The 25673-nt window shown below is 62.6% G+C and carries 22 protein-coding genes; 11 read left to right on the top strand and 11 right to left on the bottom strand.

The genetic code is table 11. The annotated features are described in order from the left end of the window. The first annotated feature begins 196 nt into the window (after positions 1–196). Genes pxpB through B5526_RS36850 form a run of 3 tightly spaced genes read left to right on the top strand, consistent with a single transcriptional unit; the run spans position 197 to position 2784 of the window. Positions 197–928, top strand: coding sequence for a 5-oxoprolinase subunit PxpB (gene pxpB / locus B5526_RS36860; protein WP_079544514.1), 732 nt, complete (start codon positions 197–199; stop codon positions 926–928). Further along, entirely contained in the window at positions 925–1980 is a 1056-nt protein-coding gene (locus B5526_RS36855) for a biotin-dependent carboxyltransferase family protein (protein WP_079544513.1), read from the top strand. The genes pxpB and B5526_RS36855 overlap by 4 nt, the downstream gene beginning before the upstream one ends. A gap of 33 nt (positions 1981–2013) precedes the next feature. Beyond that, positions 2014–2784: a LamB/YcsF family protein gene (locus tag B5526_RS36850; protein ID WP_079544512.1), complete on the top strand. Its 771-nt coding sequence runs from the start codon at positions 2014–2016 to the stop codon at positions 2782–2784. A gap of 108 nt (positions 2785–2892) precedes the next feature. Here B5526_RS36850 and B5526_RS38260 read toward each other — a convergent pair whose 3' ends face one another. From B5526_RS38260 to B5526_RS36830, 5 genes are all read right to left on the bottom strand, one after another. Next, positions 2893–3045, bottom strand: a complete 153-nt coding sequence (locus tag B5526_RS38260) for a hypothetical protein (RefSeq protein ID WP_172842178.1) — start codon at positions 3043–3045, stop codon at positions 2893–2895. 188 nt (positions 3046–3233) lie between these two features. Then, complete coding sequence (locus B5526_RS36845) at positions 3234–4838, bottom strand: sulfite reductase subunit alpha (RefSeq protein ID WP_079544511.1); 1605 nt, start codon at positions 4836–4838, stop codon at positions 3234–3236. Then, positions 4835–6622, bottom strand: a complete 1788-nt coding sequence (locus B5526_RS36840) for a NirA family protein (RefSeq protein ID WP_079544510.1) — start codon at positions 6620–6622, stop codon at positions 4835–4837. Before B5526_RS36840 ends, B5526_RS36845 begins: the two co-directional genes overlap by 4 nt. 360 nt (positions 6623–6982) lie before the next feature. After that, positions 6983–8149: a CmpA/NrtA family ABC transporter substrate-binding protein gene (locus B5526_RS36835; RefSeq protein ID WP_079544509.1), complete on the bottom strand. Its 1167-nt coding sequence runs from the start codon at positions 8147–8149 to the stop codon at positions 6983–6985. Further along, positions 8146–8736, bottom strand: coding sequence for an ANTAR domain-containing response regulator (locus B5526_RS36830; protein ID WP_079544508.1), 591 nt, complete (start codon positions 8734–8736; stop codon positions 8146–8148). Before B5526_RS36830 ends, B5526_RS36835 begins: the two co-directional genes overlap by 4 nt. 270 nt (positions 8737–9006) lie before the next feature. On the opposite strand from B5526_RS36830, the gene rimO reads away from it, so the two are divergent. From rimO to B5526_RS36815, 3 genes are all read left to right on the top strand, one after another. Next, positions 9007–10332: a 30S ribosomal protein S12 methylthiotransferase RimO gene (rimO, locus tag B5526_RS36825; protein ID WP_079544507.1), complete on the top strand. Its 1326-nt coding sequence runs from the start codon at positions 9007–9009 to the stop codon at positions 10330–10332. 85 nt (positions 10333–10417) lie between these two features. Beyond that, positions 10418–11890 (top strand): tetratricopeptide repeat protein, encoded by a 1473-nt coding sequence (locus B5526_RS36820; protein WP_079544506.1) that lies wholly within the window; start codon positions 10418–10420, stop codon positions 11888–11890. Positions 11891–12150: 260 nt separating this feature from the next. Then, positions 12151–13347, top strand: a complete 1197-nt coding sequence (locus B5526_RS36815; RefSeq protein WP_079545982.1) for an acetylornithine transaminase — start codon at positions 12151–12153, stop codon at positions 13345–13347. A 579-nt stretch (positions 13348–13926) separates the two neighbouring features. Here B5526_RS36815 and B5526_RS36805 read toward each other — a convergent pair. The 3 genes from B5526_RS36805 to pcsA form a co-directional block, all read right to left on the bottom strand. Beyond that, positions 13927–14901, bottom strand: a complete 975-nt coding sequence (locus B5526_RS36805; protein ID WP_079544504.1) for a quinone oxidoreductase family protein — start codon at positions 14899–14901, stop codon at positions 13927–13929. Positions 14902–14992: 91 nt separating this feature from the next. Beyond that, complete coding sequence (locus B5526_RS36800; protein WP_079544503.1) at positions 14993–15718, bottom strand: TerC family protein; 726 nt, start codon at positions 15716–15718, stop codon at positions 14993–14995. After that, complete coding sequence (pcsA, locus tag B5526_RS36795) at positions 15715–16449, bottom strand: phosphatidylcholine synthase (RefSeq protein ID WP_079544502.1); 735 nt, start codon at positions 16447–16449, stop codon at positions 15715–15717. The genes B5526_RS36800 and pcsA overlap by 4 nt, the downstream gene beginning before the upstream one ends. 135 nt (positions 16450–16584) lie before the next feature. Here pcsA and B5526_RS36790 point away from each other — a divergent pair, with 135 nt between their 5' ends. Further along, positions 16585–17784 (top strand): UbiH/UbiF family hydroxylase, encoded by a 1200-nt coding sequence (locus B5526_RS36790; protein ID WP_079545980.1) that lies wholly within the window; start codon positions 16585–16587, stop codon positions 17782–17784. Positions 17785–17787: 3 nt separating this feature from the next. Here the strand turns inward: B5526_RS36790 and B5526_RS36785 are convergent, their stop codons facing one another. Further along, entirely contained in the window at positions 17788–18741 is a 954-nt protein-coding gene (locus B5526_RS36785; RefSeq protein WP_079545978.1) for an AEC family transporter, read from the bottom strand. A 133-nt stretch (positions 18742–18874) separates the two neighbouring features. Here B5526_RS36785 and hspQ point away from each other — a divergent pair, with 133 nt between their 5' ends. Further along, entirely contained in the window at positions 18875–19207 is a 333-nt protein-coding gene (gene hspQ / locus B5526_RS36780) for a heat shock protein HspQ (RefSeq protein WP_079544501.1), read from the top strand. A 180-nt stretch (positions 19208–19387) separates the two neighbouring features. Here the strand turns inward: hspQ and B5526_RS36775 are convergent, their stop codons facing one another. Then, positions 19388–20233, bottom strand: a complete 846-nt coding sequence (locus B5526_RS36775; RefSeq protein WP_079544500.1) for an invasion associated locus B family protein — start codon at positions 20231–20233, stop codon at positions 19388–19390. Positions 20234–20557: 324 nt separating this feature from the next. Here B5526_RS36775 and B5526_RS36770 point away from each other — a divergent pair, with 324 nt between their 5' ends. Together B5526_RS36770 and B5526_RS36765 are read left to right on the top strand one after the other, a co-directional pair. After that, entirely contained in the window at positions 20558–22357 is a 1800-nt protein-coding gene (locus B5526_RS36770) for an extracellular solute-binding protein (protein WP_433994675.1), read from the top strand. Positions 22358–22361: 4 nt separating this feature from the next. Further along, positions 22362–23867 carry an AMP-binding protein gene (locus tag B5526_RS36765; protein ID WP_079544498.1) on the top strand — a complete coding sequence of 502 codons (1506 nt, stop codon included), beginning with the start codon at positions 22362–22364 and terminating at the stop codon, positions 23865–23867. A 153-nt stretch (positions 23868–24020) separates the two neighbouring features. Here the strand turns inward: B5526_RS36765 and B5526_RS36760 are convergent, their stop codons facing one another. Beyond that, positions 24021–24185 carry a Flp family type IVb pilin gene (locus tag B5526_RS36760; RefSeq protein WP_079545976.1) on the bottom strand — a complete coding sequence of 55 codons (165 nt, stop codon included), beginning with the start codon at positions 24183–24185 and terminating at the stop codon, positions 24021–24023. Positions 24186–24428: 243 nt separating this feature from the next. Here B5526_RS36760 and B5526_RS36755 point away from each other — a divergent pair, with 243 nt between their 5' ends. Next, complete coding sequence (locus tag B5526_RS36755) at positions 24429–25673, top strand: hypothetical protein (RefSeq protein WP_079544497.1); 1245 nt, start codon at positions 24429–24431, stop codon at positions 25671–25673.

Genomic DNA, 25673 nt, shown 5'->3' with positions numbered 1-25673 from the left:
GCGCATCTTGCGGGGCACAGGCATCGCGTCAAGTGCCGTCCCCGGGAGGGGCCTAATCGAGACGGCGCAATTAGGGCGTCTTATCGCGATCATGCGGATTAATTTATTGAACTTGCAGGCGCATTTGCGGGATTGCGAATTCCACTGCGGCGCAAAACAGGCTAGAGCTTGGTTTCCACCGAAGACCTCTGAGGCCATGGCCGCGACGCTCTCCCCGCCCCGTATTCTGCCCAGTGGCGACAGCGCCATCACGGTCGAATTCAGCCGCAACATCGATGATGCCGCAAACCAGCGGGTGCTGGCGCTCGATCGCACGCTCGCAAGTGAGCCGGTTGCCGGCATCACCGAGACGGTGCCGACCTATCGATCGCTGCTGGTGCATTACGATCCCCTGCAGATCGATTTCGATAAGCTCGGCGCAAAGCTCACCGCGCTCGCGCTGCGGCCGGTTCCGCCGGAGACCAGGACGCGGCGCTGGCGCATTCCCGTGGTTTACGGTGGCGAACATGGCATCGATCTGGAGGATGTTGCCAAAACGCTGAAGACCACCCCGGACGATATCGTGGCGCGGCATGTCGCCGGCGATTACCGCGTCGCCATGATCGGCTTTACGCCGGGCTGGTCCTATCTGAGCGGTCTCGAGAAATTCCTGCACATGTCGCGGCGACAAAATCCGCGCCTGTTGACACCCGCCGGCACGATCTCGATCGGCGGCGTGCAGACCGGCGTGCAATGTCTCGCCGGTCCGAGCGGCTGGCATCTTCTGGGGCGGACGGCGGTTAGAACCTACCAGCTGCATCGCGATCCGACCTTTCTCCTGGAACCCGGCGATCGCGTGACGTTTTCCGCGGTCGACGCCAAAACCTTCGCCGAGCAGGATCGCGCCGCGGAAGCCGGCGAGATTATCGCCGAGCAGATCGCCGCATGACTAAACTCGTCGTGTCATCGATTGGGCCGGCGAGCTCCGTCCAGGACGGCGGACGGCATGGCACGCAACGTTATGGCCTGACGCCGAGCGGCGCGATGGACCGGATCGCGCTGGCGGCGGCGAATTGCCTGGCCGGAAACCCGATCTTCGCCGCTGCGATCGAGATCGGCCCGTTCGGCGCGGCCTTTACCGCGCGCGAAGGCGCGGTTCGCGTCGCGCTTGCCGGCGCACCGCGCTCGGCCGACATTTCCGGACGCACGGTGGCGTTCGACACGTCCATGACGCTCGCCGACGGCGAGACACTGACGCTGGGCTTTGCGCGCGGCGGCGCCTTCAGCTATCTCGGGATCGAGGGCGGCATTGAAGGCGAGCCGATGTTCGGCAGCCTCGCGGTGAACGCCCGCGCCGGCCTCGGCAGCCCTTTTCCGCGCCCGCTCCAGGCAGGCGACACGTTGCAGACCAAACCGGCAAGCGGCACGGCCGAGCGCCGGATCGATCTGCCGGTGGCGGTCACGGGCCCGATCCGCGTGGTGATGGGGCCGCAGGACGACGAATTCGGCGACGATGCCAAGAAGCTGTTTCTCAACAGCGAATGGAAGATCTCGGCGACCAGCGACCGCATGGGTTACCGGCTGGAAGGCCCGGTGATAAAACATCTGCACGGTAACAACATCGTCTCCGACGGCACCGTCGACGGCAGCATCCAGGTGCCCGGCAATGGCGCGCCCATCGTATTGATGCGGGACCGCGGCACCAGCGGCGGCTATCCCAAGATCGCAACATTGATCTCGGCCGATCTCGGACGGTTCGCGCAGATCCCGGCGGCAACCGGTTTCCGGTTCAAGGCCGTTCCCATGGCGGAGGCGCAAGGAGAGGCGCGAAAGTTCTGGAAAATGCTGCACACCCTGCCCGACTGCCTGCGCGCCATCGAGAGCTTTGATCTCAACATCGAGGCCCTGCAAGATGCTAATGTCGCGGGCAGCGCCGTCAGCGCCGTCGACGCCGTCACCTGGCAGATTGCAACGGGCGCCGATGCGCTGGCGCCGGATTAACCAGAGATCACTCGCGAGAAGAGGACGTTAGACATGAAAACCATCGATCTCAATTGCGATCTCGGCGAAGGATTTGGCGCCTGGGAAATGGGCAATGATGCCGCCATGATCGAGTTCGCCACTTCGGTCAACATCGCCTGCGGGTTCCACGCCGGCGATGCCGACATCATGCGCAGGACCTGCGAGCTTGCGAAGGCGCGCGGCGTCTCTATCGGCGCCCATCCCGGTTACCGCGATCTGCACGGCTTCGGCCGCCGGCCTTTTCCGGGCATGAAGGCGTCCGAGATCGAAAACCTGGTCGCCTACCAGATCGGCGCGTTGCAGGCGATCGCGACCGCGGCCGGCCACAAGGTCACCCATGTCAAGGCGCATGGCGCGCTTTCGAACGTCGCCTGCGAGGACGATGCCACCGCGAAGGCCATCGCCGCCGGCATCAAGGCGGTCGATCCTAATCTGATCTTCGTGGTGCTGGCCAACTCGCCGCTGGTGCAGGCGGGCGAAGCCCTAAACCTGCCGATGGTGCATGAGGTGTTCGCCGACCGCGCCTATGAGGACGACGGCTCGCTGGTATCGCGCCGCAAACCGGGCGCGGTGCTGCACGATGCCAAACGGATCGCCGAGCGCGTGGTGCGGATGGTGCAGGATGGCGCGGTGGTATCGGTCACGGGCAAGGTGATCAAAATGCGCACCGACACCGTTTGCATTCACGGCGATACGCCGGGCGCGGTCGACATCGCGCGCGGTCTCCGGCAGGCGTTGAAGGACAGCGATATTGCCGTAGCGCCGTTCAAGAAAGCGAGTTGAGGACGGCTAGATCATGATCCGATTAGATTAAATCGGATCATGATCTCAACTCTTTGTTTGAGCATGATCTTTTTGGAAAACCGGTTCCCACTTTTCCGGATCCATGCTCTAGAACGGGTGAACCGAGAGCGTGCCGAACAGCACGGCCGCAATCAATGCGAAAGCGCCATAAAGCGCCGCCGCATGAAATCCAGTTCCCGTGCGCCGGGACAGGGAACGCGCGTAAAGGTGCAGGCGGGCCTCCGCCGATAGTTCGCGCATGGTCGATCTCCAACGCCCCATCGGAGGATAGTGGAATACCGATTAGGACGGGATTCAAGACGACCCTCAAAAAAGTGATACGAATACTTTGATCAATTCGGTTGCAGCCAAAAAATTCTCCTCGACCGGAATCCGGCGAGAATTTTATTCGTTAGGATTTGATGCTGATTGACGCGGAACCGGTTCCATCAGTAAACGTCCTGCTGGAACCGGCCCTTCTTCTTGAGGTCGGCGACGAAGCTGATGGCCTCGTCGGTGGAACGGGCGCCGAATTGCGCCACGATATCGACTAGCGCGCGCTCGACATCCTTGGCCATCCGCTTGGCGTCTCCGCAGATATAAAGATTGGCGCCTTCGGCAAGCCACGTCCACAATTCCCGGCCGACCTCGCGCATGCGATCCTGCACGTAGAATTTCTTGTCGCCGTCGCGCGACCACGCCAGCGACAGCCGCGTCAACAGACCCGAGGTCTTCATGGCGTTGAGTTCATCGGCATAGAAGAAGTCGCATTCGCTGCGCTGATGCCCGAAGAACAGCCAGTTCTTGCCGGGCGCACCGGTCGCCTTGCGGTCAAGCAGGAAGGCGCGGAACGGCGCGATGCCGGTGCCCGGCCCGATCATGATGATCGGCGTCTTCGGATCCTGCGGTAATGCAAAACCGTGGGCCTTCTGGACATAGATTTTTACCTGATCGCCCGGCTGGATGCGTTCGGCGAGGAAGGTCGAGGCAAGGCCCAGGCGCTTGCGCTTGCCGATCACGTAGCGCACGCAATCGACGGTCAGCGACAGCTTTCCGGGCGTCGCATTATGCGAGGAAGAGATTGAGTAAAGCCGCGGCTGCAGCGGCTCCAGCGCTTCGACAAAGGCTTCGGGATGTGGACGGACATTGGAGAATTTTTGTAACGTCGCCATCACGTCAAGCGTGGCCGCATCGCCGTCGGGATCCTCGCCTTGCGCCAGCGCGCGCGCCTTTTCGCGCTGCGCGCCGCCGGTGAGATATGAAAACAATTCGAACAGCGAATCCGGCGCCGGCGCCAGCGAGACATCCGTCGTCAACACCTCGCGCAGCGTCTTGCCCCTCACTTCAGTGATGTGGGAAGCGCCGAGCAGCGCGATGATCTGATCGACATGGCCGAGATCGTTGCGCGCGAAAATGCCAAAACTGTCGCCGACGACATAGTCGAGGCCGCAGCCGGAGAGATCGAAATCGATATGCCAGGTCTCCTTTTCCGACCCAGCCTTGTTCAACAGGCGGCGCGACAGGAATGTCGCAGCGATGGGATTGTCGCGCGAACGCCCGGGCTCGGTTGCGGTTGCCGGAGCGGCCGCGACAGGTGCGGCCTTCGGGCTTGCAGGAGCCGCCGGCGCTTTTTCCAGCTCCTCATGCAGCGCCTTGAGCATCCGCGCGGTTTCCTTGCCGCCGGGGACACAGAGATTGAGACGCGCCTCGGATTTGCCGGCGATCGCCTCCGAATAATCGTGGCAATTGTAGCCGCACTGGCCGCAATCCTGCTGCGCCATCGCTGCCATCATGCGCCGTTGCAACGGGCGGCCTTCCGCGAGTTTCATGCGGTCGACAATCGGAATCGTCTGGTCGTGCCAGGGTGCTTCGCCGTCATCGCCATCGCCGGCCGGTCCCTGCAGCACGGCGGCGCCCTGCTCCGCCGACAGCGGCGCGGGACCGTCAGACAGCAACCCGGCAAAGAAGCCGTTGAGCCAGGAGCGCTGCGCTTCGGAGAATGGCGCGCTCGGCGGGATGATTTCGATTTTGGGTGGAGGCGCCATCTGGTTCATGAGGAAACCTCGGCGTCGGCCAGCTTGCGCAGCGTTTCGCCATCGTGGCGGCGCGCGAATGTGAGGAAAGTCTCGTCAGGCGAAGCGCGATGCGCGAGATACGCCTTCAATAGCCGTTCGACGGTCTTCGGCGCGTCCTCGGCCTTGAGATCATGAAAAACCTCCTGCCCGACGTCGGCATGCGGGCCGAACCCGCCGCCGGCGAACAAATGATAACCCTCGACGGTGTCGTCGCTCTCGCCGACCGGGACTTTTGCGGCGATCAGGCCGATATCGCTGATGTAGTGCTGTGCGCACGAATGGTGGCAGCCGGTGATATGGATGTTCAAGGGTGTGTCGATCTCCACCCGCGGTTCGCACCAGTCGCCGATCGCGGCGGCGTGACGTTTTGTGTCGGAGGCCGCGAACTTGCAGCCGGCATTGCCGGTGCAGGCGATCAACCCGGCGCGAATTTGCGAGGCCTTTGTCGCAAGCCCAATGGCTTCGATCGCGGCAACGGCAAGCGCGACATTCTCGTTGCGCACGCCTGAAATCAAAAGGTTCTGCCAAACCGTGAGGCGGAGTTCGCCGTCGCCGAGATCACGGGCGATCTTTGCCAATCCACGCATCTGGTCACAGGTGATCTTGCCGACCGGCAGCGCGACGCCGATCCAGCTCAGTCCCTCCTGCTTCTGCCGGTGCACCCCGATATGCGCCATGCGGTCGAAGGCCGGGCGCGGCGAAAGCGCTTCCGGCGGCACGCGGGTAAAGGCGTGGCCGAGCTTTTCTTCCACCAGGTTAAGGAATTTTTCCATCCCCATGCCGTCGATGACATATTTCAGTCGCGCCTTGAGGCGGTTGGTGCGGTCACCGAGATCGATGAAGACGCGGACAATGGCGTCGGCGACTTTGGTCGCATCCACAGGCTTCACGATGATGCCGGTCGATTTGGCAAAATCCTTGTGGCCGGTGATGCCGCCGATCCCAAGCGAAAACCAGACGCCTGGTTCAACGCCAAAACCATCCTTCACCTCGACCGCCGCAAACGCGATGTCGTTGGTGTCCTCGAGCACCGCGATCTTGCCGGCGCCGTCGAAGGCAACGTTGAACTTGCGTGGCAGCCCCGTCAGCGAGCGGTCGTTGAGAATGTGGTAGTGCCATTCGCGGGCGTATTCGCGGGTATCCAGCAGTTCCTGCGGATCGATGCCGGCGGTCGGCGTGCCCGTGACGTTCCGGATATTGTCGGCACCCGAGCCGCGCGAGCACAGGCCGAGGTCCTGGATGCCCTCGATCAGCGTCACCGCATGCTTCGGCGGAATTTCACGGACCTGCAGATTGGCGCGCGTGGTGACGTGGCAGAACGGCCCGCAATAGCGCTCGGCGAGATCGGCCATCCCGGCGAATTGCCAGTGTTTCAGGATGCCGTTCGGAATCCGCAACCGGCACATATAGGAATCCTGCGCCGGCGCGACGTAAAAAAGGCCGTAATAACGCCAACGAAAGTTATCCGCCGGCGATGGCGGCGCGTTGGTAAGCGCCTGCTGCTTCAATCGCGGATAGGCATCGAACGGATGCTCCTCGCGTTTGAATTTTTCTTGGTCCACCAATTTCTTGCCGGACGCGATAACCCTGTCCTGCGCCTTGATGTGCGCGGCATCGGGTCCGCTCGGTTCGGTATTGGCTTTGCCGGCACTGGCGCCCCCGAGGCCGCGCCCGACCTTGCTGATCTGCAGGCCGGTGGCAAAACCTTCGAGGTAGCGCTTCTGCTCGTCGGTAAAGTCGACAGAGAGAGGATCGATTTTCATGGTGCGAGACGAAGCTCCTGCGGCCACGATCAGTGGCGTCAACGGGTAAGGGAATGCGACCGCGCGAGAGGAAATCGCCTCGGCTCTAAGCGCCGGTTCAATTTCCAAGGAGCGGTCCGACCAGCCTCGTTGCTGCGGAAATCCATCTTGGACGTAAGGGCCAGCGGGCATCTGCGACGGCTGGCTGCACTGCAACATTCAATTCGCGTGCCAGCCGGTCGCTCGAAAAATATCTAATGAAATCAGCGCACCAAATTCGCGGATTGGAACTTTACCGCTCCCGCCGCTGCCAATTTCGAGCAAATAGCCCAAAAATTAGCCGAATGAAATGGCTGCCCAACATTGCTCCATCCGCGAGCGTTAGGGCTTCCACCGTCCGATCCGAAATGCCCCCAGATGGCTGACAATATCGCCGGCGTCGAATGCCGGACCGGCGAAGGCCCCGATAGCCCCAGGCGCATCGGCGGACTTCCCTTCGCGCCCCAGCGCTGCGTCGTAGAGATCCGGCCTGAACACCGCCTTGGCGGCCTTCAGTGCCTCCGGGCTGACCCCAGCCTGCCCCCAGCGGACCATCTGCGCATAGAGCCAGGCGGCCTGCACGGGATCGGGACGGCCCGCGCTCTCCCGACCGACCAGCAAATAGCGGCTGCTTTCGCGCATCGTGCCATCGGGCGAAATTTTGAGACGGCCGTCCAGCGTTCGCTGGATAACGTCGGCATCGACACCGACGCGTTCTGGCTGCGCCAGCAGGCGTGCGGTCTCGGCGCGATTTTCCGGCTGCTCGATGAATTCGGCAGCGCGAAACGCGGCGCGGACCAGGGCTGCAACCACTTCTGGATTTTTCTCCGCCCAGCTCTGTCTGATCGCAAGCACCTTCTCGGCAGCGCGGACCAAAATATCCGAGACGAAATGCAGGATGTGGCCGACGCCGAGATCGACGGCGACCGAATTCCAGGGGGCGCCCACGCAGAATCCATCGACATGACCGTTGGCGAGACTATCCACCATATAGGGCGGCGGCAGCACCACGAGATGCACATCCTCGTCTGGGTCCACGCCGCCCGCGGCCATCCAGAAACGAAGCTGATAATTGTGGGTCGAAAATGGAAAGGTCATGCCGAACGTCAGCGGCTCGGCTCCGCTTTTACGTCGCGCCGCGACCACGCGCGATAAAGCCAGCGCGGTGGCCATCGGATCGAGCGGGTCGCCCCCTAGCTCGCCCATGATCGCCGCATGCAGCGCTGGAGATACCGTAATCGCGTTGCCGTTGAGGCCGAGATTAAAGGGCGCGGTGATCGGCACCTTGACGTGCCCGAGCCCGAGGCTCGATGCGATCGCAACCGGCGCCAGCAGATGGGCAGCCTCAAACAGGCCGATGTTGAGCTTGTCGCGGACGTTCGACCACGACACTTCCCGCACCAGCGTGACATCGAGCCCTTCGGCAGCGGCAAACCCCTTGTCGACGGCGACGATCAGCGCCGCAGCATCGACCAGTGGAATAAAGCCTATGTGAAGCGGTTCGGTCATTTCAGCATCTCCGACGCGGTCAGGATCGACTGCGCGATCTCGCCGATCTTTTTTTTCTCGCGCATCGCCGTCGAGCGCAGCAGGACATAGGCCTCTTCTTCGGTCAGGCCCTTCAGCTTCATCAGGATCCCCTTGGCGCGATCGATCACCTTGCGGTCTTCGAGTGCGGATTTGGCGCGCTCGAGTTCGTCCTGCAGTTTTGCAAACGCGTTGAAGCGGGAGATGCAGAGGTCGAGGATCGGCTTGAGGCGCTCCTTCTTCAGTCCGTCGACGATATAGGCGGAGACGCCGGCGTCGACCGAGGCCTGTATCGACGCCGCATCGCTCTGATCGACGAACATCGCGATCGGCCGGCGCACCGCGCGGCTGACCTGGAACATCTGCTCCAGAACGTCGCGGCTGGGATTTTCCAGATCGATCACGATGACGTCGGGATCGAGCGCATAGATCCGCGCCAGCAGACTCTGCATTTCGCTGATATGGACGACGTCGACAAAACCCGCTTCCCGCAAGCCCTCCTCGAGGATCGCGGCGCGGATCGGGCTTTCGTCGACGATAACGATTTTAGGAGACGTCTCGGAGCCCATCGATCACTCGCATTCCGGCAAATTAGTCATAGCACGCCCAAGGCCCGCTCAAAGCCTTGTAATTATGAGTAATTGGGACTAGTTCCTGCTCATCAACTAGTGCGGTGGATTTGGCATTCGCCCCCGGGCTCCGCGAGTTCTCGTGGCGAATGCCAAATCCAGGGCCGCACTAGAGCTATTTTTGCTCGTGTCCCTGCGGCTCTAACATTCGCAAAGAGCCTGCCGCAACGGGATGCGAATGTTAGAGCCGGGACACGAGTCAGATCAAATATGCAACAGGCCGCCGCGCCCAAAGTCAGCTTTGTCTCGCTGGGATGCCCCAAGGCATTGGTGGATTCCGAGCGCATTATCACGAGGCTGCGCGCCGAAGGCTATGAGCTTGCGCGCAAGCATGACGGCGCCGACCTCGTGATCGTCAACACCTGCGGCTTTCTCGACAGCGCCAAAAAGGAATCGCTCGGCGCGATCGGCGAAGCCATGGCCGAGAACGGCAAGGTGATCGTCACCGGCTGCATGGGCGCGGAACCCGAACAGATCGAGGCCGCCTATCCCGGTGTATTGTCGATCACAGGTCCCCAGCAATATGAGAGCGTGCTCGATGCCGTGCATCGCGCGCTGCCGCCGGTGCACAATCCGCATCTCGATCTGGTGCCGCCGCAGGGCATCAAGCTGACGCCGCGGCATTACGCTTATTTGAAGATTTCCGAAGGCTGCAACAACCGCTGCAGTTTTTGCATCATTCCCAAACTGCGCGGCGATCTGGTGTCGCGTCAGGCCAATGACGTGCTGCGCGAGGCTGAGAAGCTGGTCAGCGCCGGCGTTAAGGAACTGCTGGTTATCTCGCAGGATACCTCAGCCTATGGCGTCGACCTGAAATATGCCGCGAGCCCCTGGAAGGACCGCGAAATCCGCGCCAGATTCTTCGATCTGGCCGAGGCGCTCGGCGAATTCGGCGTCTGGGTGCGATTGCAATATGTCTATCCCTACCCGCATGTCGACGAAGTGATCGGCCTGATGACGCAAGGCAAGATCTTGCCTTACCTCGACATCCCCTTCCAGCACGCGAATCCGGAAATCCTCAAGGCCATGAAGCGCCCGGCGGCGCAGGAGAAGACGCTGGCGCGGATCAAGCAATGGCGCGATCAATGTCCCGAGCTGACCTTGCGCTCGACGTTCATCGTCGGCTTCCCCGGCGAAACCGATTCTGATTTTGCCGAGTTGCTCGACTGGCTCGACGAAGCCGAGATCGATCGCGTCGGCTGCTTCAAGTACGAGCCGGTCGCGGGCGCCTCGTCGAATGCACTCGGCAATGCCGTGCCCGAGGAGACAAAACAGGAGCGCTGGAATGCGCTGATGGCGCGGCAGCAGAAGATTTCCGCCCGACGGCTGAAGCGCAAGGTCGGCACGCGGCAGCAAGTCATCATCGACGAGGTCGGCCCGACCGTCGCAAAAGGCCGCTCCAAGGCGGACGCGCCCGAAATCGATGGCGCGGTCTATCTCTCCAGCCGCCGCCCCCTGAAGGTCGGCGAGATCGTCACCGCGAAAATCGACCGTGCCGACGAATATGATCTCCACGGCAGCGTCGCGGGATTTTGAGATCCTGTGAACCGGTCCGGGCCCTGGACCAACAAAGACGCAAAGCCTCCGAGTTTTGCGATCTTTCGGGGCGTGGAGACGGTCAATGCGAGATCATCGGACCACTGCGATCCGGTTTTGTGCCCTGAAGGCGCTTTTGCTGCTGGTGCTGGCGCCCATCCTTGCGGCCCAGCCCGCGCTGGCTCAGACAAAAGCCATCTCGCCGGCCTTGACCGGGTGTCTGGCCAAGCAGGATATCGGCGACGACAAGCGGATCGCGGCATGCACCGCAACCCTCGAATCGCCGCTGGCATCGACAGTGCAGAGGGCCAACGCCTATTTTATACGCGGCAGCGCCTACGCCCATCAGAAAGCCTATGACAGCGCCATCGCGGATTTTGACCGGACGATCTGGCTGGCCCCCGGCTATTGCCCGGCCTACCGCGGTCGCGGCTGGGTGTTTTCCCAGAAAAAGGAATTCGACCGCGCCATCGCCGACTTCAGCGAGTGCATCAGGATCGATCCGAATACCGTTCTCTATCTTGATCGCGGAGCGGCCTATCTTGCCAAGAACGACCTCGATGCGGCGATTGCCGATTTCAGCGCGATGATCGAGCACCACCCGGAAAACGCCTATGGTTTCTCCAATCGGGGCGAGGCCTATCGGCGCAAGGGCGAGCCTAAACTGGCCGTGGCCGATCTCAACCGCGCGATCGCGCTCGATCCCAAGGACGCCTACTCGTTCTACAATCGCGGCATCGCCTATAGCGATCAGGGCGATCCGGATCGCGCCATCGCCGATTACAACGAAGCCATCCGTCTCAAGCCCGACGCGCTCTACTACAACAATCGCGGCAACTCCTACGCCGACAAGAAAGACAATGATCGCTCGATCGCGGACTATGACGAGGCCATCAAGCTCGATCCGAACTTCGCGCTCGCCTATTACAATCGCGGCACCGCCTATCGCGAAGGGAATGAGCAGGATAAGGCCCTTGCGGACCTCGACGCGGCGATCCGGCTCGATCCGAATTATGCGGCGGCCTACGGCAATCGGGCGAGGATCTATAGAGACAGAGGCGATATCGATCGGGCCCGCGCCGATCTCGACCAGTCGTTGCGGCTTGACGTCGGCGGCTATCGCGACGCTTACGCGCGCGGCAACCTGTTTTTCGACAAGCATGATTTTCCGCGCGCGCTGGCGGACTTCGACCTCGCGATCAAGTTCAATCCGAAATATGCCGCCGCGCTCAACGCCCGCTGCCTGACGCGGGCCATCCTCGGGCGGGCGCAGGAAGGGCTCGCCGATTGCGAGGAGTCGCTGAAATGGCGGCCTGATGACGCCTATACCATCGACAGCCGCGCCTTCTGCCATCTCAAGCTCGGCGATTTCGACACCGCCATCGCTGATTTCACCGCGGCGCTGAAGGTCAACCCGAAGCTCGCGAGTTCGCTCTACGGCCGCGGCCTCGCCCGCCGCAAGAAAGGCGACGCCGACGGCGCACAGAGCGACATGACGGCCGCGAAAGCGATCCAGGCCGACATTGCGGAAGACTACACGGCCTATGGGGTCGAGTGACGAAGCGATTTGGGCGAATTCAATCCGGTTCTTGACATCGCCTGCCGATCGGCTGTATGGCCCTACTCCCATGAACCTTGACCGGACCCATCTCCGCGCCACCTGCCGTCGTCGCATCCGTGACGATGAAGGGTCGCGCCGTGTCCGACGACAACGCTGAACAACCAGATCAGCAACGTTTTCGAGAAGGCCGCACCCTAAAAAGTGCGGCCTTCTCGCGTTTTGGCGCGCTTTTTCATTCCCAACCGCAGGAGCCCGACATGAATATCGCCACCCATCCGTTTGACGCATTGATGGAAATCACCGCGCGCCCGGCGGTCGTCTTCGTCCGCGGCGAAGGCTCGCTGTTGTGGGACGATAGCGGCAAGCGCTATCTCGACTTCGTTCAGGGCTGGGCGGTCAACTGCCTCGGCCATTCGCCGCCGGCCGTTGCCGAAGCGCTTGCGGCGCAGTCAAAACTGCTGTTGACGCCGAGCCCGGCGTTTTACAATGCGCCGAGCCTGAAACTTGCAAAAGCGTTGGTCGAGCAGAGCTGCTTCGACCAGGTGTTTTTTGCGAACTCCGGTGCGGAGGCCAATGAAGGCGCGATAAAGCTCGCGCGCAAATACGGTGCCCTGCGCAAAGGCGGCGCGCATGAGATCATCACCTTCGAAGGCGGCTTTCACGGCCGGACGCTGGCGACCATGTCGGCCTCCGGCAAGAAAGCCTTTGAGCCGCTGTTCGAGCCCAAAGTTTCCGGCTTTCCCAAGGCGCAGTGGAACGACATCGCGTCAGTGAAGCGGTTAATATCCGACAAAACCATCGGCGTGATGCTGGAGCCGATCCAGGGCGAAGCCGGAGTCTGGCCCGCGACGGATCAGTTTTTAGGTGAGTTGCGCGCCCTGACAAAAGCGCACCGCCTGTTGCTGATCGTGGACGAGATACAGACTGGTATGGGCCGCACCGGAAAGCTTTTCCACTACGAGCACGCCGGCATCGAGCCTGACATCATGACGCTCGGCAAAGGCATCGGCGGCGGCGTTCCGCTCGCCGCTTTGCTGGCGACGGAAGCTGCGTCCTGCTTCGAGCATGGCGACCAGGGCGGCACCTTCAACGGCAATCCGCTGATGTGCGCCGCCGGCCTTGCCGTACTCGAGCATGTTGCCGAGCCCGACTTTCTGAAATCGGTCACTGACGCCGGGCTTTACCTGGAGAGCGAGTTGCAGCGAATTTCGGCACGCCACGGCCTCGGCGAGGTTCGCGGCCGGGGCCTCCTGCTGGCGCTCGATCTGAAAATTCCGATCGCGGCATCGGTCGTTGCGCTGGCGTTCGAGGATGGCGTCCTGCTCAACGCGCCGCGGCCGGATACGCTGCGTTTCATGCCGGCGCTCAACGTCAGCCGCGCGGAAATCGCGCTCATGATCGAGTGCCTGGACGCGATCCTCGCGAAGATCGGCGCGGCTCGACGGGTGGCGTGAGGGAGCGTTGCCATGACCGGCATCAAACTGCCGGCCTCCCATTGACGGTGGATGCCCCTGCGAGCGGTTCGGTTCGAAGTCACCGCCGCTGCAGGGGTACGCTTGTCACTGAAGTTTGTCGCGGGAGAAGACGAATGGCTTATTTCCGAGGTCGACGTTCAAAGGACATCTCATAGACCAAGACTGGCGCGCCGCGCTCCCAGGCCAGGATTTCGAGACTGTCTTCCTCGGCTTCGTACACTATTCTCCGGGGTCAGTCGCAGGCACATACCGTATTCGGTTCGCAACAGGCGTCAATTTGACGGCCGCAGACGTTGCCAAATCGTTGACCAAGCGCGCCGTACCGCCGGTCGCTTGCATGTAGTAAGAGGAAAACGCGCCCTTTTCGGGCGCATCGATTTCTTTGCCTTCCTTAAACTTCAGGCGCCAGTGCTGGAACTTGGACACAAGCTGGGGCGACGGCTTTTGGACTAAAGGGCGAAATGGTACTCCCTCTCGCTCACCCTCGGCATGGGCAGCGCAAATCGTGAAGGCGACTGCGGCCGCGAAAATGAGTCGAAAAACAACCGCACGCATAGGCTACGGCTTCAAAATCGACGCGCCGGTGGTGACCCTGCTTTCCAGATCGATATGCGCCCTCGCCGCATCCTTCAGCGCGTAGGCGTGGTTGATCGGCACGTGCAGTTTGCCGTTGATGACGGCGGCGAACAGGGTATCGGCGCCTTCCAATAACTCCGAGCGCTTGCCGATATAGTCGTTGAGTTTTGGCCGGGTCGCAAACAGCGAGCCGTGATTGTTGAGTTCGGCGATCGAGAACGGCGGCACCGGGCCAGAGGCGTTGCCGAAGCTCACGAACAGGCCGCGCGGTTTTAGGCAAGATAGCGAACCCGGGAATGTAGTCTTGCCGACGCCGTCATAGACGACGTCGCAGAGCTCGTTGCGGCTGATCTGTTTGACGCGCGCAACAAAATCTTCGTCGTTGTAGAGAATGACATGATCGCAGCCATTGGCGAGCGCGAGATCGGCCTTTGCCTTGGTGCCGACGGTGCCGATGACATGGGCGCCCATCGCCCTCGCCCATTGGCACGCCAACAGGCCGATGCCGCCGGCGGCGGCATGGATCAGCACCCGATGGTGCGGCTCGACCTTGAATGTCTTGTGCAGGAGGTACCAGACGGTCATCCCCTTCAGCATCAGGACCGCGCCCTGCTCGTAGGTGATATGGTCGGGCAATTTAACGAGCTTGTCCGAAGGAATGTTCCGTTCGCTCGCATAGCCGCCGAGATTGAAATAATAGGCGACGCGATCACCGGGATGAAAATTGGTTACCCCTGGGCCAACCGACAACACCTCGCCGGCGGCCTCATTGCCGGCGATGAACGGCAGTCCCGGCGCCTTGTAGAGGCCGGTCCGGTAATACACATCGATAAAGTTCAGGCCGACGGCGTGCTGGCGGATCCGGACCTCGCCGGGTCCCGGCGCGGGCACGTCCACAGGCTCATAAACCAGGGCTTCCGGGCCCCCTACCTTGTGCACCCGCACAGCCTTGGTCATATCGAATTCTCCCTCGGCATTTCCTTAATACCAAGCGAAAGCCATCGAGGCCGCGTTGTCAACTCAATGACGGCGCTGTGTCTCGGCCCAATTAGTTAACGGCCTTTTTGCGGTTGCGTTTGGCAAGCACGTTGAAGGCCTCGACCAGGGCCGAGAACGCAATCGCAAAATAGATGTAGCCGCGCGGGATGTGAAACTGGAATCCATCGGCGACGAGCGCAACCCCGATCAGCACCAGAAACGCCAGCGCCAGCATTTTGGTGGTCGGATGCTCCGCCACGAATCGCGCGACCGGTCCGGACGACACATACATGATCACGCAGGCGATCACGACGGCCGCGATCATGATGGCGAGATCCTGCGCCATGCCGATCGCGGTGATGATGGAATCCAGCGAGAACACCAGATCGATGATGATGATCTGCACGATCACCCAAAAGAACGCGCCCGCCTTCGGCGTGTCATCGCTCGCTTCACTGCGCCCTTCCACTTCGCCATGGATTTCATGCGTCGCCTTGCCGATCAGGAACAGCCCGCCGCCGATCAGGATGATGTCGCGCCATGAGAACGCCAGTCCCTTCACGGTGAGCACGGCCTGCGTCAGGCCGATCAGCCATACCAACAGGCTGAGCAGCAGGAGGCGGAACACCAGCGCCAGCGCCAATCCGATTTGCCGCGCGCGTTTTGCCTGTTGCGCAGGGATGCGCGAGACGATCACCGACAGGAAAATCACGTTGTCGATGCCGAGAACGATTTCCAGCGCCGTCAGCGTCAACAAGGCAGCCCAGGCTTCCGGGCTCGTCAATAACCCGATCATGTCTGGAGCGATCTCAAAAGCCGGATCGCGGCATCGCTTGCCACGACATAGACGGCAATCGCGCAGAGTCCGATTTTGACGGGCGCGCCCACGTCAAAATCGTTAGCGAGCGTCACGACCCCAAGCACCGCCCAAACGGCCATCAACGACAGCGTGAGCCAGCGCAGCCGCACCACGCGCACGGGGTGAAGCACCTGGAAAGGAAGAAACGTCAACACGATCAAGACGACCGTGCCGAGGCTCGAAATCGCCGGCGGCGGATGCAGCAGGAACAGATAGAACGCGGCCACATTCCACAGCCCCGGAAATCCGCGAAAGTGATTGTCCGCGCTCTTCATGCGGCGATCGGCAAAATAGAGCGCGCCCGACATGGCAATTCCGACGCCGAGCAGCGCAGCCGTCGGCGACAACAACAGGCCGCTTGCGGTGATCGCGTAGGCCGGCACAAACACATAGGTGACAAAATCGACCACAAGGTCGAGCACCTCGCCCGACCAGTTCGGCTGCAGGCGCACGACATCGAGCCGCCGCGCCATCGGGCCATCGAGCGCATCGACCACCAGCGCCGCCCCGAGCCAGGCGAACATCGCCGCCCAATGCTCCCGCACGGCCTCCAGCAGCGCGATCAGGGCGAAGCCCGCCCCCAACGCCGTGAACAGGTGCACGGAAAATGCGGCGGCCCGCATGACCGGCGAAACTGACGGAGAATCCTGACGGTTGATCTGGTCCATTTGGCGGGCAGTGCTATCAGGAATCGCTCCTGTTTGCACATCCATGCTTGCGGCGTTCCGCCGCGCGATTTGCGGCAAAATTCGCTGCTGCGATGCGGGCTTGAAAATGCCGCGGGGAACGTCGATTGTCCCGATATGAACGATACATCCGCACCCTTCGACGCCATCGTGATCGGCGGCGGCCCTGCCGGACTTGCGGCGGCGATTGCGTTGGCGCGAGCGGGCGCCAAGGTGGCCCTGATTGCCCGCCGCGCCCCCTATGCCGACAATCGCACCACCGCTTTGTTGGGCGGTTCCGTCGATCTGTTGCGAGAGCTCGATGTCTGGCCGCGCTGCGAGGCCAGCGCCGCGGCACTACGCGCCATGCGTCTGGTCGACGATACCGGCCGCCTGATCCGCGCACCGGAGGTGCGGTTTTTCTGTGATGAAATCGGTCTCGAGGCGTTCGGCTACAACATCGAGAACCGTCAGTTGATGTCTGCGCTGGAAGTGCGCGCATCCGAACTGCCATCGCTGACACGGTTCGACGATGAGGCCGAAACCATCAGCCCGGAGGAAGCCGATGTCGCGATCCGCACCGCAAGCGGAAAAACCTTGTCTGCCCGCCTTGTCGTGGGCGCCGACGGGCGGCACTCGCTTTGCCGGGAGGCCGCCGGCATCGCGGTGAAGCGCCGCGAACTCCATCAGGCGGCGTTGACATTCAACGTCAGCCATTCGCGCACCCACCGGAACATCTCGACCGAGTTTCACACCCCCCAGGGTCCCTGCGTATTCGTGCCGCTGCCCGGCGACCGCTGCAGCGTCGTGTGGGTCGCCGCGCCGAAGGAGGCCGAACGGCTGATCGCGCTCACGGACGACGAACTTTCCGAGGCCGCCGAAAGACGATCGCATTCCATTCTCGGCCGCATCCGCGTCGAGCCGGGACGCCATCTGTTTCCGCTCGCGATCGAGCAGCCCAGGCAATTTGCAAAAGCCCGCATCGCGCTGGTCGGCGAAGCCGCGCATGTGGTGCCGCCGATCGGCGCCCAGGGCTTGAATATGGGGCTGCGTGATGCCGCCGATATCGCCGACATCGCGGGGCGCGCGATGGCGTCGGGTGAGGATCCCGGCTCTGAGCAAGTGACAAAGCGTTATGATTCAACGCGGCGCGCCGACGTCCTGAGCCGGACGTTTGTGATCGACATGGCGAACCGCTCGCTGCTGTCTGATTTCTTACCCATGCAATCGCTGCGCGCGGCGGGATTGCACTTGATCGGTTCGATTGGACCGCTGCGCCGTCTTGCCATGCGCGAGGGTCTGGCCCCCTCGTGGCGATCGAAGCAGCGAGCTCTCTGAGTTTTACGGAAACACCAGCCGCCCGGTCTGAATGACCCACATCACGCTGGTCAGCGTGATGACGGAGGCGAACGTCCCGATCAGTACCGCGACCGATGCAGGCTCGATCCAGCTCTCGTTTTGCCGGGCGATCACGAACACATTCAATGCCGGAGGCAGCGACGCCATCAAGACCGCGGTAGACCCCCAGGGCTGTGCGAACGGTCCGAGCAGCAGCATCAATCCGAAAACGACCAGCGGATGGATCAGCAGTTTTATCGCAATCACCCCCGGCACTTCCCAGGGCACCCGGCCGAACGGCCGCAGCGCCACGGTAACGCCGAGGACGAACAGCGCGACCGGCGCGGCGGCGTTTTGCAAGAATAAAAGTGTATTGTCGATCGCAACCGGCAGGTGAAGGTGCAGCGCCGCCGCGAGCGCGCCGGCGCAGGCCGACATGATCAGCGGATTCAAGACGATCTGCCGCACCACGACGCCGAGCGAGTGCAACAACGTCTCATGTTCGCGGTCGGTCAGTGCGATCAAGAGCGGCACGATCGTGAACAGGAAGATGCTGTCGCAGCAAAAAATCAACGCGGTGGGGGCCGCAGCCTTGGCGCCCAGCACCGCCAGTGCCAGGCCGGGGCCCATATAGCCGATATTGCCATAGGCGCCGGAAAGGCCCGCCAGCGTCGCCTCGCGCCATTGCAGCCCTCCGATCAGCCGGCCCGCCAACAGCGCAAGCACGAAGGCGGTCGCGGTCCCGAGCGTTGTCGCGATCAGGAACGGCGGGTTGTTGAGTTCCGCAAACGGCGTCTTCGACATGATGCCGAACAGCAGCGCCGGCAGCGACACGTATAATAGGAAAAAGTTCATCCAGGCCAGGCCCTGTTCGGGCAGGCCTTTGGCCTTGCCGCAGGCGAAGCCGATGAAGATCAGCCCGAAATAGGGCAGCGCCAAATTGAGAATGTCGACCATGGGGATAGCGTCTTTTTCATTGTTGGCCCCGATCGGCAACCTTAAGCGGACTGGCCATGTCAAAGATTAAGCAAAGGTTAATTCGCCGCTTTGCCTCTAGCATCGGCCACAATCATGGTCTATTCGACGAGGCATGATAAAAACGCGGACCGCCAAATTTCAGATCGGACAGATCGTGCGCCACCGGGTGTTCTCGTTCCGGGGCGTGATCTTCGATATCGATCCGGAATTCAACAACACCGAGGAATGGTGGTTGTCGATCCCGGAGGACGTCCGGCCGCACAAGGACCAGCCGTTCTACCACCTGCTCGCCGAGAATTCGGAATCCGAATACGTCGCCTATGTCTCCGAGCAGAACCTTCTGCCCGACGATTCCGGCGAGCCGATCCGGCATTCGCAGGTCGCCGAGATTTTCGTCAAAGACAAATCCGGCAGCTACCGCCCGCGCAATCCGTCGCTGAATTAATTCTCGTCATTGCGAGGAGCAAAGCGACGAAGCAATCCCGCTTTCTACATCCGCCGCGCCAAAGCTGGATTGCTTCGCGGAGCCCGTCATCGGGCGCGCGTTCGCGCGACCCGTTGGCTCGCAATGACGGTGGAACAAAAAAGGCGCCCGGTCCGGGCGCCTTTTTCGTTTGTCGAGCGTCTACTTCGCAGCCGGATTGGCCGGTGCCGCGCCACCGGGCTGCTGGCCCTGAGCGGCCTCGAGCTTCTTACGCTGCTCCTCGGCGCGCTTCTGCAGTTCTTCCTGCAGCTTCTTCTGGGTCTCTTCGAATTGCTTCGGATCGGTCGGCGGGCCGTCATAGGCCTTGGCGAATTCGGCCAGCGGCAGCGGCAGCGTCAGCGGCGCGCCGTTGGAGTTGATCGCCTGCACCACCAGGTTCTGACCCTTCTTCATGTTGGCGAGCAGTTCCGGGGTCACTTCGTAGTCCGACATGCAGCCATTTTGGAAGCAGATCACATAGGGGCTCTGCATCGGTTGGCTGTTGTCGACGATGACGCGGGTTCCATGAACGAGCTGCATGCCGAGCGGCAGCGTGACGCGCAGGATCTTCTTCGGCTCGCCTTCGGGCTCGATGATGACGGCGGCGATGACCGGCTGGCCGGACTCGATACGGCCGTCCTTGCCGGTGAAGCAAACCTGCTTGGCGTTGGCGTCCTGGCCCTTGAGGCAGAATTTGGTCCAGGGCGCATAGATCAGCTGGACCTGCTGGTCCTGGGGCTGACCGCCCGCCGCCGCGGGTGCGCCGGCCGGGGGAGCCCCCGCCGCGGGAGCGCCGGCTGCGGGCGCCTGCTGAGCCGCCGGCGCGGACGCCCCGGGAGCGGCTTTGGGGGCCGCCTTCGCCTTGGCCTTCGGCGCAGCCGGTGCCGGCGCCGGTGCCTGGGCGCTCGCGTCAGGCGCCTGCAATGACACGGCCAAGGCGGTCGCCGCCAACAAGGCGAAAACCCGCCCACGCGGCCGGACCGTCGCGGCCAAGATACGGAATTTCATTGCGGAAAACCCTTTCTGAACGGGAGCACCCGAAAACCGCTGCAGGCGCTGGTATCTAGCCGTTTGCACCTGGCCGTTTGGGGCGGCTGTCTCCTTGCCAATTGAGGCGGTTAAGTGACAGGCCTTGGCGCGTTGGTCAATGGCACGCCTTCATACAGCGGCGCACAAAAAGATCAATGCCGACAAGCATCTTTGGCACACACCCGCGTCACATTCCGGCGGCCATGTTAAAACTCGGCAGTGAGCAATCCCGAATCAAATCAGCGTGGTCCATTGCACGCACCAAAGCCTATCCGTATTGGCGCTTTTGTCAGTGCCGCGCTGGTGTTGGGCATCGCACTGGCCATCGACGCCGGCAACGCCCGGGCGGAGCAGAGCTACGCCATCGCCATGCACGGCGCGCCGGCTTTGCCGGCGGGTTTCACCCACATGCCCTATGCCAATCCCGACGCGCCCAAGGGCGGCCGGCTGGTGCAGGGCATTCTCGGCACTTTCGACAGCCTCAACCCCCTGATCGTCCGGGGCCTCGCCGTGCAGCAAATCAGGGGCTTTGTGGTCGAGAGCCTGATGGCGCGCGGCAATGACGAGGCTTTCACGCTCTACGGCCTGTTGGCGAAGAGCGTGGAGACGGATGATGCCAGGAGCTACGTCGCCTTCCATCTCGATCCCCACGCGCGTTTTTCCGACGGGCAGAAGGTGACTGCCGAGGACGTGCTGTTCTCCTGGACCTTACTGCGCGACCACGGGCGTCCGAACCACCGGCAGTATTATGCCAAAGTCGTAAAGGCCGAGGCGCCCGACCCGCTCACGGTGCGGTTCGACCTCTCAGGCGTCAACGACCGCGAGTTGCCCCTGATCCTCGGCCTGATGCCGGTCCTGCCCAAGCACGCCGTCGATGTCGCAACCTTTGAGGAAACGACCATGACCGGGCCGGTCGGTTCCGGACCCTACCGCGTCAGCGCGGTGAAGCCCGGCGCCAGCGTGACGCTGACGCGCGATCCCGATTATTGGGGCCGCGACCTGCCGGTCAACAAGGGGCTGTGGAACTTCGACGAAGTCAGACTCGATTTTTATCGCGAGGCCAACGGCCAGTTCGAAGCCTTCAAGCGCGGCCTCTATGACTTCCGCGTCGAGACCGAACCGCTGCGCTGGCACGACGGATATGATTTTCCGGCCGCCCGCAACGGCGAGGTGATCCGCGATGTCATCAAGACCGGGATGCCGCAGCCGTCGGAATTTCTGGTGTTCAACACCCGCCGTCCGGTGTTTTCTGATGTCCGCGTGCGCCAGGCGTTGACGCTGTTGTTCGATTTCGAATGGATCAACCGCAACTATTTCTTCGGCCTCTATGGCCGCTCGGGGAGCTTCTTCGCCGGCTCCGAATTATCGGCCTATGGCCGGCCCGCCGATGATCGCGAGCGCGAGCTGTTAAAACCGTTCGCTTCGCACATAGCGCCCGACATTCTCGACGGCAGTTACCACCTGCCGGTCAGCGACGGTTCGGGGCGCGATCGCGCAACGCTTCGCAGCGCGCTGACGCTGTTGTCTCAGGCCGGCTACGAGTTGGACGGCACGGTGTTGCGGCAGCGTTCGAGCAAAGCTCCCCTCGCCTTCGAAATCCTGGTGACGACCCGCGACCAGGAGCGGATCGCGCTTGCCTATGCGCGCGATCTCAAGCGCGCCGGGATCGAGGCATCGGTGCGTGCGGTCGATGCCGTGCAATTCGACCAGCGCCGGCTCGGCTACGATTTCGACATGATCCAGAACCGCTGGGATCAGTCGCTGTCGCCGGGCAACGAGCAGTCGTTCTATTGGGGCAGCGAGGCCGCCGGCATTCCGGGCACACGCAATTATATGGGCGCCAAGGATCCCGCCATCGATGCCCTGATCGCGGCCATGCTGGAGGCGCGCGAGCGTCCCGCTTTCGTTTCGGCGGTGCGGGCGCTCGACCGGGTCCTGATGTCGGGCTTCTACGCTATCCCGCTCTTTAGCATTCAAGAGCAATGGATCGCGCGCTGGAATCGGATAGAACGGCCTGACGCCACCGCGTTGACGGGATACCTTCCGGAGACTTGGTGGCAGAAGCAGGAAGCCCAACCCAAGCCAAGCCCGCAACCGAAGTGATCCCGTGATCCAGACCAACGCATCGCCGACGCTCGACGGATTGTTTCGACGGGTCCTGGCACGAAAACCGGATGGCCTGGCGCTGCTTGATCCCCCCAACAAGCTTCGCGTCACCGGCCAATTGCCAAAGCGCCTGACCTTTGCCGAAGCCGACCGCGCGATCACGGCGCTGTCGGCGCATTTCATCGAATCGGGGTTACCCAATAATTCCGTGATCGCGGTTCAACTGCCCAACACCATCGAGTTCATGCTGACGGTGCTCGCAGCCCACCGCGCCGGCCTGGTCGTCGCCCTGCTCCCGCTATTGTGGCGGCAGGCGGAGTTGACAGTCGCGCTCAATCGCACCGGCGCCAGGGCGATCGTGACCACCAGCAAGATCGACGGCGTCAGCCATGCCGATTTGGCCATGAACGCCGCCGCCGAAGCGTTTTCGATCCGCCATGTCTGCGGCTTCGGCAATGATCTGCCGGAAGGAATGGCTTCGCTCGACCTTGCGCTCGAGACCCGATCGACGACCACGCGCGCGGTGGTCCAGGATGGCCGCAAGGCGGCGATCATTTCCTTCGACGTCACGGCCGAGGGCTTCCGCCCCGTGCCCCGCACGCATCTCGGCCTGATCGCCGGCGGCCTCGCTTTGTCGCTCGAAAGCGATGTGCCCCAGGGCGCGACGGTGATGTCGGCGTTCGCGCCGTCATCGTTCGCGGGCCTGACCTCATCGCTGATGGTCTGGCTGTTGTCGGGCGGAGCGCTGGCGCTGCATCATCCGTTCGAGGCCGACGTACTGGAGCGGCAGATCAACGAGCATGGTTGCGAAACGCTGATCGCCCCGGCGCAGCTCGCGCTGCGATTGTCCGAGATCGAAATGGCGTCGCGGCTGCCGGCCTTGCGCCAGGTGATCGCCCTTTGGCGGGCGCCGGAACAGGTCGCCTCGAGCCCGCTCTGGAACGCCGGACCAGCTATCCTGACAGACGTCTATCTGTTCGGGGAGGCCGGCATGTTCAGCGCCCGCCGCGGCGACGACGGCGCGCCGCTGCCGATCCTGCCGGGACCGCACGGCGCGCCACGCAATGTGCCGGGTGCGTCGATCGCAGGCGAAGTCCTGCTGACCCCGAAGGGAACGCTGGGGTTGCGGGGACCGATGGTGACGCCCGCGGCCTACGCGCCTGCGCTCGCGCCGCAGAGTGATCAATTGATGGCCCAGCCACCGCGCGATTACGTCGATACCGAATATGCCGCGCGGCTCGACCGATCAACCGGCGCGATCAATATTACCGCGCCGCCCTCAGGCGTGATGGCGGTCGGCGGTTACCGCTTCCTGTCGCATGATCTGCAGGAATGGGCGAAGCGGCTCGGACAGGGCGCGCTGCTCACCGCCTTGCCCGACCGGATCAGCGGCCACCGCCTCGCCGGCCGCGCCAACGACAACGCGCGAGCCCGCGAAGCACTCAACGAGCTCGGGCTTAACCCGCTGATGGTGGAAGCGTTTCGCGACCGGGCGAATTCAACTTGATCGAAACCGACGACTGCATGTCCCAGATCCATGACAAGCCAATAGCTTGCGGCGCCCGGCTAACAGAATGGTTTCACGCGGTCCCTGCCTTCGATTCGCGCGATCGCTGTTTGAGCGGAGTTTAGGTAGACGCGTCTCCCTGAGAAGGGAGGCTTATTTCAGCGACGTGCTGATGTTGTTGAAATTCGTGCTCAACTGAGTGCCCACACCATTGACGGCTGTGATGATCGCGATTGCGATCCCGGCGGCGATCAGGCCGTATTCGATGGCGGTCGCCCCTTTTTCATCGGCCAAAAACCCCAGAAAACTCCGCTTCAATTTTGCCTCCTCGTGTGACGTGTCGGGTTCCACCCCGTACTTCTACGGCAACCCATCTAAAGTTGCCTAAACGCCCAAGTTACAATTTAGTTGGATTATCAAAACTGAGGTTTGCCGTGATGTTTGAGCTAAGTCATTGAAACAAGGGCACTAAAATTCGTTCTGGCTTTACGCGACATTAAGCCGGCCGAATTAGGATTTGGGCCGCGCGTTCCATCGATCGCGCCGATCCGAGTTTTTTAGATGTCCCAGCAGGGCCCGATCATTGTCGTCTCCGACGCCACGCGGCCGCCATTGGTATCGGCGCTTGACGAAGCCAAGATGTTTCCCGTGATCGAAACCGCCTGGGCGGAGGCGCCCCGCGCGGTCGAGCAACTGCAGCCGGCCGCGGTTCTCGTCGCGCTGTCGGAGAGCGGCGCGCCGGGCTTCGAGGCGCTCGCAAAACAGATCGCCGCACGCGCGCCCTATCTGCCGCTGATCGCGGTCGATCCCGGGACCGGGACCGGGATAAGCCTGCCCGAGAACGCTATTCCCTTTTTGCAAAGCGGCGACAATTTCGATCGCTTGCTGGCGCGGCTGCGCGCAGCACTTCGGGTCAGGACCTTGCATTCGACCGTGATGCGCCGGCTTGACGACGAGAAGGCGGGACGAACCATGATCCCCGACACCGATCCCGCGCGTGATGCCACCGTGCTTTTGATCGGCCGCGGCGCCGCCTACCCCGCGCTTTCGGTGTCGCTCGGCGAGCGCATGGGGGTGGTCGGCGCGCTCTCGATCGAAGCCGCCGCAAAACACCTCAGCGCGCGCGACATCGACGGCATCGTGCTCGGCGAAGGTTTTAGCCCGCGCGTGGAAGATGCCTTCCTCACGGTGCTGGCGGAGGATGCGCGCTTTCGCAGCCTGCCCATCATCGTCACGTCGAATGAAATGACGCCGGCCTATGATCTGCCCAATCTCGAGATCACCTCCGGCGAGCCCGCGCGCGTCGCCGCCCATGCCTTGCCGCTGATCCGCCAGCGCGCCTTCGAGGCTCATTTGAGCCGCACGCTGCGCTCGATCGACGCCGGCGGCCTGCTCGATTCCAGGACCGGCCTGCTGACACAGGCGGCGTTCAACCGCGATTTCGCCACCGCCGTCTACCAGACGCAGTCGCGCGGCGGCGGATTGTCGGTGGCGCGCTTTGCCTTCGACCCGGACCATCCGCGCGCGCAGCTCGACGGCGCGCGGATCCTCAGCCGCCTGATGCGGCAGATGGATTTTGGCGTGGCAGAAGAAGAAGGATCGGTCATCGCGGTGTTTCCAGAGGCCGATCTGCGCACCGCGCATATGATCGCGCGGCGGCTCTCCAGCGTGATGCGCCATACCGCCCACGGCAAACGCGACGCGCGATCGGAGCCGGTCGTGACGCTCGCGACGCTGTTGCCGAAGGATACCGCGAAGTCGCTGCTGGCGCGGCTTCATCAGGACACCCATCGCGCGGCCTCGTAA

This window comes from Bradyrhizobium lablabi (assembly GCF_900141755.1).
In the GTDB taxonomy this organism is placed as follows: domain Bacteria; phylum Pseudomonadota; class Alphaproteobacteria; order Rhizobiales; family Xanthobacteraceae; genus Bradyrhizobium; species Bradyrhizobium lablabi_A.
The sequence above is the reverse complement of the archived record's forward strand: the minus strand, read 5'-3'. Positions and strand labels throughout refer to the sequence as shown.

Excerpts from the sequence above, each read along its gene's own strand:
- pxpB (WP_079544514.1), top strand. The coding sequence starts at position 197 with ATGGCCGCGACGCTCTCCCCGCCCCGTATTCTGCCCAGTGGCGACAGC.
- B5526_RS36855 (WP_079544513.1), top strand. The coding sequence starts at position 925 with ATGACTAAACTCGTCGTGTCATCGATTGGGCCGGCGAGCTCCGTCCAG.
- B5526_RS36850 (WP_079544512.1), top strand. The coding sequence starts at position 2,014 with ATGAAAACCATCGATCTCAATTGCGATCTCGGCGAAGGATTTGGCGCC.
- B5526_RS38260 (WP_172842178.1), bottom strand. The coding sequence starts at position 3,045 with ATGCGCGAACTATCGGCGGAGGCCCGCCTGCACCTTTACGCGCGTTCC.
- B5526_RS36845 (WP_079544511.1), bottom strand. The coding sequence starts at position 4,838 with ATGAACCAGATGGCGCCTCCACCCAAAATCGAAATCATCCCGCCGAGC.
- B5526_RS36840 (WP_079544510.1), bottom strand. The coding sequence starts at position 6,622 with ATGAAAATCGATCCTCTCTCTGTCGACTTTACCGACGAGCAGAAGCGC.
- B5526_RS36835 (WP_079544509.1), bottom strand. The coding sequence starts at position 8,149 with ATGACCGAACCGCTTCACATAGGCTTTATTCCACTGGTCGATGCTGCG.
- B5526_RS36830 (WP_079544508.1), bottom strand. The coding sequence starts at position 8,736 with ATGGGCTCCGAGACGTCTCCTAAAATCGTTATCGTCGACGAAAGCCCG.
- rimO (WP_079544507.1), top strand. The coding sequence starts at position 9,007 with ATGCAACAGGCCGCCGCGCCCAAAGTCAGCTTTGTCTCGCTGGGATGC.
- B5526_RS36820 (WP_079544506.1), top strand. The coding sequence starts at position 10,418 with ATGCGAGATCATCGGACCACTGCGATCCGGTTTTGTGCCCTGAAGGCG.
- B5526_RS36815 (WP_079545982.1), top strand. The coding sequence starts at position 12,151 with ATGAATATCGCCACCCATCCGTTTGACGCATTGATGGAAATCACCGCG.
- B5526_RS36805 (WP_079544504.1), bottom strand. The coding sequence starts at position 14,901 with ATGACCAAGGCTGTGCGGGTGCACAAGGTAGGGGGCCCGGAAGCCCTG.
- B5526_RS36800 (WP_079544503.1), bottom strand. The coding sequence starts at position 15,718 with ATGATCGGGTTATTGACGAGCCCGGAAGCCTGGGCTGCCTTGTTGACG.
- pcsA (WP_079544502.1), bottom strand. The coding sequence starts at position 16,449 with ATGGACCAGATCAACCGTCAGGATTCTCCGTCAGTTTCGCCGGTCATG.
- B5526_RS36790 (WP_079545980.1), top strand. The coding sequence starts at position 16,585 with ATGAACGATACATCCGCACCCTTCGACGCCATCGTGATCGGCGGCGGC.
- B5526_RS36785 (WP_079545978.1), bottom strand. The coding sequence starts at position 18,741 with ATGGTCGACATTCTCAATTTGGCGCTGCCCTATTTCGGGCTGATCTTC.
- hspQ (WP_079544501.1), top strand. The coding sequence starts at position 18,875 with ATGATAAAAACGCGGACCGCCAAATTTCAGATCGGACAGATCGTGCGC.
- B5526_RS36775 (WP_079544500.1), bottom strand. The coding sequence starts at position 20,233 with ATGAAATTCCGTATCTTGGCCGCGACGGTCCGGCCGCGTGGGCGGGTT.
- B5526_RS36755 (WP_079544497.1), top strand. The coding sequence starts at position 24,429 with ATGTCCCAGCAGGGCCCGATCATTGTCGTCTCCGACGCCACGCGGCCG.